Here is a 5,218-nt window from a genome sequence, read left to right on the forward strand (position 1 = left end):
GCAACATCAATTGGTATGTAACATCAATCACTTGTTTATTACTACCCAATACACAAAATGCAATGAACAATGAACAACGAGAACGGGGTGCAGGTGGCTGTTGGCTGCTAGTCAAGAATCTAGTGTGGATGTCGATCGGGGGCATCCTCCTAATTATGATGCTGATGCTGCTAGACACTTGGCGATCAGGACGGCAGTTTATTGGTCAACTTGTCGATAGAGTGACTGCTCCGCAACCGTCACCTCAAGTAGATGTGAGATCCTTGATCGTCAAGGAAGTTCGGGGTGTGAGTGAACTAACAACAGCCGTATTCACCATGGAAGCAGTGGTACCCGCTAGCCGCGATCGTACCCTAGCGGGGCTTACTGTTGGCACTACCAAGTTACTTTACATTGCTAGAGGAGAGGTGCGGGCAGGGATTGATCTCAGCCAAATTACAGCAACAGATATTTTAGTAGCTGACAACGGCATTCAAGTTCGGTTGCCATCTCCACGACTAATTGACAGTAAGATTGATGTGAGCCGGTCGCAGGTCTATGACTACGATCGTGGCTTCCTGAGCCTAGGGCCAGATATAGCCCCAGAGTTGCTCACAATGGCAGAGCGAGAAGCGTTGGAGAAAGTAACTGCTGCTGCCTGCAATGCGAACTTGTTACAACAGGCCAACGATCGAGCTGAACTTGTGGTAACTCGGTTACTCAGCCTATCGGGCTATCAAAACGTTACGGTGCAAACGCAGTTGCCAGAACCAACAGCCTGTAATGTTTCAGCCGTTGCCCAGACAACTCTGCCTACGCCTCCTCCGGGAACATCTGCGCAGGTTACGCCGACAGCCCCAACTCTGCCGTCTGTTCAGGCTACACCCATGCCCCAACTGCCGACCCCCCAAGCAGTCTCACCGCCTGTTGCCCAGCCTCTCCGAGCTACGACCTTCTCAAGCTTTAGTCGGTAAATCGGCGCAGATATTTCCGCCATATGGCGCTAGTGATTGAGATCAGGTTGCCAATACTATAAAGGAATAATTACGTGCAAACGTCTAACCCCCGAGTCCCTGGCAACAGTGTCAGGGATTTTTGTATGGTATTTTGTGTGAGCAATTGTACTAGTAGATTGCGTTAATACTCAATGCTGTAGTCGCATGACTGGTCAGTCTTGGGCAAATCGCCGAGGAGTTTCCGCAACATGGCGCTAGTTGCTCAGCTTGTTCGATCGTATGCTGTAGTCATTACGTGCAAACGTCTAACCCCCAAGTCCCTGGCAGTAATGTCAGGGATTTTTGTTGCAAGATGGTTGTGTCAGAGGCTGATAGATGACTTGCTACCCCTGTGCAGATTGCCGAGGAGTTTCCGCAACATGGCGCTGGTTACCTAGCTAACCTTGGCCGTATTTTGTAATCATTACGTGCAAACGTCTAACCCCCCAATCCCTGGCAGCAATGTCAGGGATTTTTATATGCCCACAACCCGCTGGTTAGCAAAGTTTGTTAAGGTGCAGGAGAACTCTTTGTCATCTATGGCCTGCGACGTTTATGACCAAAACAGTATTGATTACCGGGGCTTCTAGCGGCATTGGCAAAGCTACAGCCCAATTGTTTCAGCAACGGGGATGGCAGGTGGCAGCGACCATGCGATCGCCTGCTAATGCGGGTAGCCTAGCGACCCTAGAGCGCGTATTTTGTCCGCGTTTGGATGTTACAGATCCGTCTTCCGTCCAGCAAGCCGTACAGGCGACGCTAGAAAAATTTGGCTCGATTGATGTGGTGGTCAATAATGCTGGCTATGGTCTGATAGGCATCTTTGAATTAGCAACCCCAGAGCAAATCGAGCAACAGTTTGCAACCAATGTGTTTGGCGTGATGCATGTGATTCGGGCTGTATTACCACACCTGCGCGATCGTCAGCAGGGGATCATCATCAATGTATCTTCCATTGGTGGGCGGGTTACTTTTCCGCTCTATAGTCTCTACCACGGTACTAAGTGGGCACTAGAGGGCTTTTCTGAGTCTTTATGTTATGAGTTGGAACCGTTCAACATTCTAGTCAAACTAATTGAGCCGGGGCCAATCAAAACGGATTTTTACAGCCGATCGGCTGTCTTTGTTGATCAAACCGATATTCCTGCCTACCGTGCGTTGATTCGCCGTGTCATGCCTATCATGGAGCGCATTGGTACCAGTGGTTCTCCACCAGAAGCCGTTGCCGCTACTATTTACCAAGCCGCTACCGATCGCACCCATCAAATGCGATATCCGATCGGAGGAAATGCCGGAGCTCTCCTAGGTCTACGCAAATTGCTCCCTGATTGGGCCTTCACCCAAATGATGCGCAGCCTATTAACCTAACCATTAAAGTCTCTATGCCAGAGGTGATAGAGATATTTGGATTTCTCTAACAGAAGCGCTAAAATCTGGGCGTTGGATTTGAGGCTCACAACCATGACTGAAGAAAAGAAATCGTTCGTTGAAAACTTGAAGGACAAAGCCAGTGATGTAATTGAAGCCATTCAAGATAAGGCTGGCGATGTTGCCGAGGCCATCAAAGATAAGGCTAGCGATGTGGCTGAGGCCGTCAAAGACAAGGCTGAGGATGTAATTGGTGAAGAAAATGTCAAGAAAATCACTGACGTGATGACCATGGACGTTAAGGATGCTGCCGCTGTCGCCATGGACAAAGCTGAAGACGTGGCAAAGGATCTGAAAGAGAAGGCTGAAGACCTCGTAGACAAGGCCAAGGATCTGGTCGATGGTGACAAGAAGTAGGGCTGAATGGTGTTGATTGAGTGTCTACTGAGGAAATCGCTACATCTAACAGCAAACTGAATAGTCAGCGTCTGCTGCTTAATGTACAGAGAGATACAGCATCCAGCTAGTGGTGATGCTGTATTTTTTTGGTGTTCAGAGGGAAGATTAGAATACTGTCGCCCTTCCAGCTTGTAGTAAGCTGAAGTCCTTACTAACAGCGTTTAGCTAGCCTGTGTACTGTGATGTGACTATTTGCATGAGCAAGGATTGTCAACCAGATTGAGAAGGTAAGCATCTGACGGCTTGATCTCCCCAAGACTGTCTCTGTTGATATTGGTCAGCAGCATTCTTGCTAGGATGATGGGCGGACATAAACCAATATGTGAGGAGTAAGGATGACGCTGTCAGCTATTCGTGGGGCTTTTCTAGATTTTGTGGATGACCCTTTCTATACGCCAGAGGCAGCGAGTGTTCGTTACATTCCCGATGGCCTGTTGGTGCTAGAGGGTGGAATAATCAAGGATTTTGGTGAGTACGATCGTCTCTGTGCTACCTACAGTCATCTCCCCATTACTGCCTATCCTAATAAGCTCATCCTCCCTGGTTTTATTGATACCCATATTCATTTTCCCCAAACGGAGATGATTGCCGCCTATGGCAAACAACTGTTGGACTGGCTGAATACCTATACGTATCCGATCGAGAAAAAATTTCAAGATAAAGACTACGCTCGCCGCATTGCTGGTTTTTTCTTGGATGAGCTGCTAAAGAATGGCACCACCACCGCCTTAGTATTTACTGCTGTGTTTCCCCAATCCACTGAAGCATTTTTTGAGGAAGCCGAGCGACGCAACCTCCGCATGATTGCGGGCAAAGTGATGATGGATCGCAACGCTCCTGACTACCTAAGAGATACAGCCCAGTCAGCCTATGATGACAGTAAACGACTGATTCAAACCTGGCATAAACGTGGACGCTTGCTCTATGCTGTAACCCCCCGCTTTGCAGCTACCTCGACTGAGGAGCAACTGGTTCTAGCAGGCAAATTGTTGCAGGAATTTCCCGATGTCTACTTGCATACGCATTTGTCAGAAAATGTGGATGAAGTAGCATGGATTGCTGAACTGTTTCCCCATCGTCAGGGCTACTTGGATGTGTATGACCAAGCTGGGCTAGTGAAGGAGCGATCGGTATTTGCCCATGGTGTCCAGCTTACAGACGCTGAGTTTCAGCGCCTATCGGAGGCAAAAGCTGCGATCGCCTTTTGTCCTACCTCCAATCTGTTTTTGGGCAGTGGGCTGTTTCGCCTTGAGAAAGCAAAATCCGTTGATTGTCCTGTGCATGTAGGGCTAGGTACTGATGTTGGCGGTGGCACTAGTTTTTCTATGCTCCAGACAGCTAACGAGGCTTACAAAATTGCTCAATTGCGGCGGCAAAACCTCTCTGCATTCAAAGCCCTCTTCCTAGCGACCTTGGGCGGAGCACGGGCGTTGTATCTAGATCATGTGATTGGGAGTTTTGACCCTGGCAAGGAGGCAGATTTTATTGTGGTGGATGTGCAAGCAACGCCACTCATGGCATTACGCAACGCTGTGCCAATCGCAACCACCCTTACTGATTTGGCGGAAACCGTATTCGCCACCCTGATTCTAGGCGACGATCGCGCTATTCATGCAACGTACGTGTTCGGTACCCTAGTTACCAGAGTAAATGGCAACTAGAGCAAATTCAGTAGCCCACAACCTGATCAGTCCTGCTAAAGTAAGAGTCTGACGTTTGTTATCTTCAAATCGGCAAGGTTAGTCCTTATACGCTGCTGGGACTTGCCCTTCTAGTTATCGACAACAACATTGTTATCTTTATGCCCATATGACGTAAATGCTCAATGAGTTGAGGCGCTGTTTGTTATGTCTTTTTTCGTTCCAATTGTTAACGCTGTTTTAGGAGCAGTAGGGCTGATTCTCCTGATTGTGTGCATTATCATTGCACCGTGGCAGCTTAAGTTAGTGCTGCTGGCAGTTGGTTTAGCAGTAACCCAGCGTGCCCTACAGTCACTACAAGTCGAGCCATCTACATCCTCAATTCCTGAGGTAACACCACTAGGGCAACATCAGCGATCGCAGCCGCAATCTGCAAGTGTCATGGCTGAGACCACTATGTCCAAAGAGCAAGCCTTGGCTGATCAGGGGGCTGCCTCGTCATCCCATCGCTTCACCTATCGAGGCAGTGAGTATAAATCCCCATTAGCTTCACAGCAAGGTACCCATGAAAAACTGGTGACGGGTAAATCCTTCACGTACCGAGGCAGTGAGTACACACCCCCATCCACGGCACAGGATAGTACCCATGAGAAATTGGTGACCGGTAAATATCGGGGAGCAGACTGTCGGTTGCATATTCACCAGCCTAGCTCCACTCATGCTGAGGTTGCGACAGCCGATACCCATGCAACTATAGAAGCAAACTGACACCTGTCC

At 48.8% G+C, this 5,218-nt stretch carries 5 protein-coding genes; all 5 read left to right on the forward strand.

The window, feature by feature from the left end:
• Positions 1 to 62 precede the first annotated feature (62 nt).
• Entirely contained in the window at positions 63 to 953 is an 891-nt protein-coding gene (locus tag NZ772_07270; GenBank protein MCS6813356.1) for a DUF4230 domain-containing protein, read from the forward strand.
• Between the two features lie 576 nt (positions 954 to 1,529).
• A complete protein-coding gene (locus NZ772_07275) occupies positions 1,530 to 2,342 on the forward strand; it encodes an SDR family oxidoreductase (GenBank protein ID MCS6813357.1) in 813 nt (270 codons plus the stop codon).
• 93 nt (positions 2,343 to 2,435) lie between these two features.
• Complete coding sequence (locus NZ772_07280) at positions 2,436 to 2,759, forward strand: YtxH domain-containing protein (protein ID MCS6813358.1); 324 nt, start codon at positions 2,436 to 2,438, stop codon at positions 2,757 to 2,759.
• Between the two features lie 377 nt (positions 2,760 to 3,136).
• A complete protein-coding gene (guaD, locus tag NZ772_07285) occupies positions 3,137 to 4,462 on the forward strand; it encodes a guanine deaminase (GenBank protein MCS6813359.1) in 1,326 nt (441 codons plus the stop codon).
• 186 nt (positions 4,463 to 4,648) lie between these two features.
• The gene (locus tag NZ772_07290) at positions 4,649 to 5,209 is read left to right on the forward strand and encodes a DUF4278 domain-containing protein (protein MCS6813360.1); all 561 of its coding nucleotides are present in this window, start codon (positions 4,649 to 4,651) and stop codon (positions 5,207 to 5,209) included.
• Positions 5,210 to 5,218 lie beyond the last annotated feature (9 nt).

Source organism: Cyanobacteriota bacterium (assembly GCA_025054735.1).
In the GTDB taxonomy this organism is placed as follows: Bacteria; Cyanobacteriota; Cyanobacteriia; order SKYG9; family SKYG9; genus SKYG9.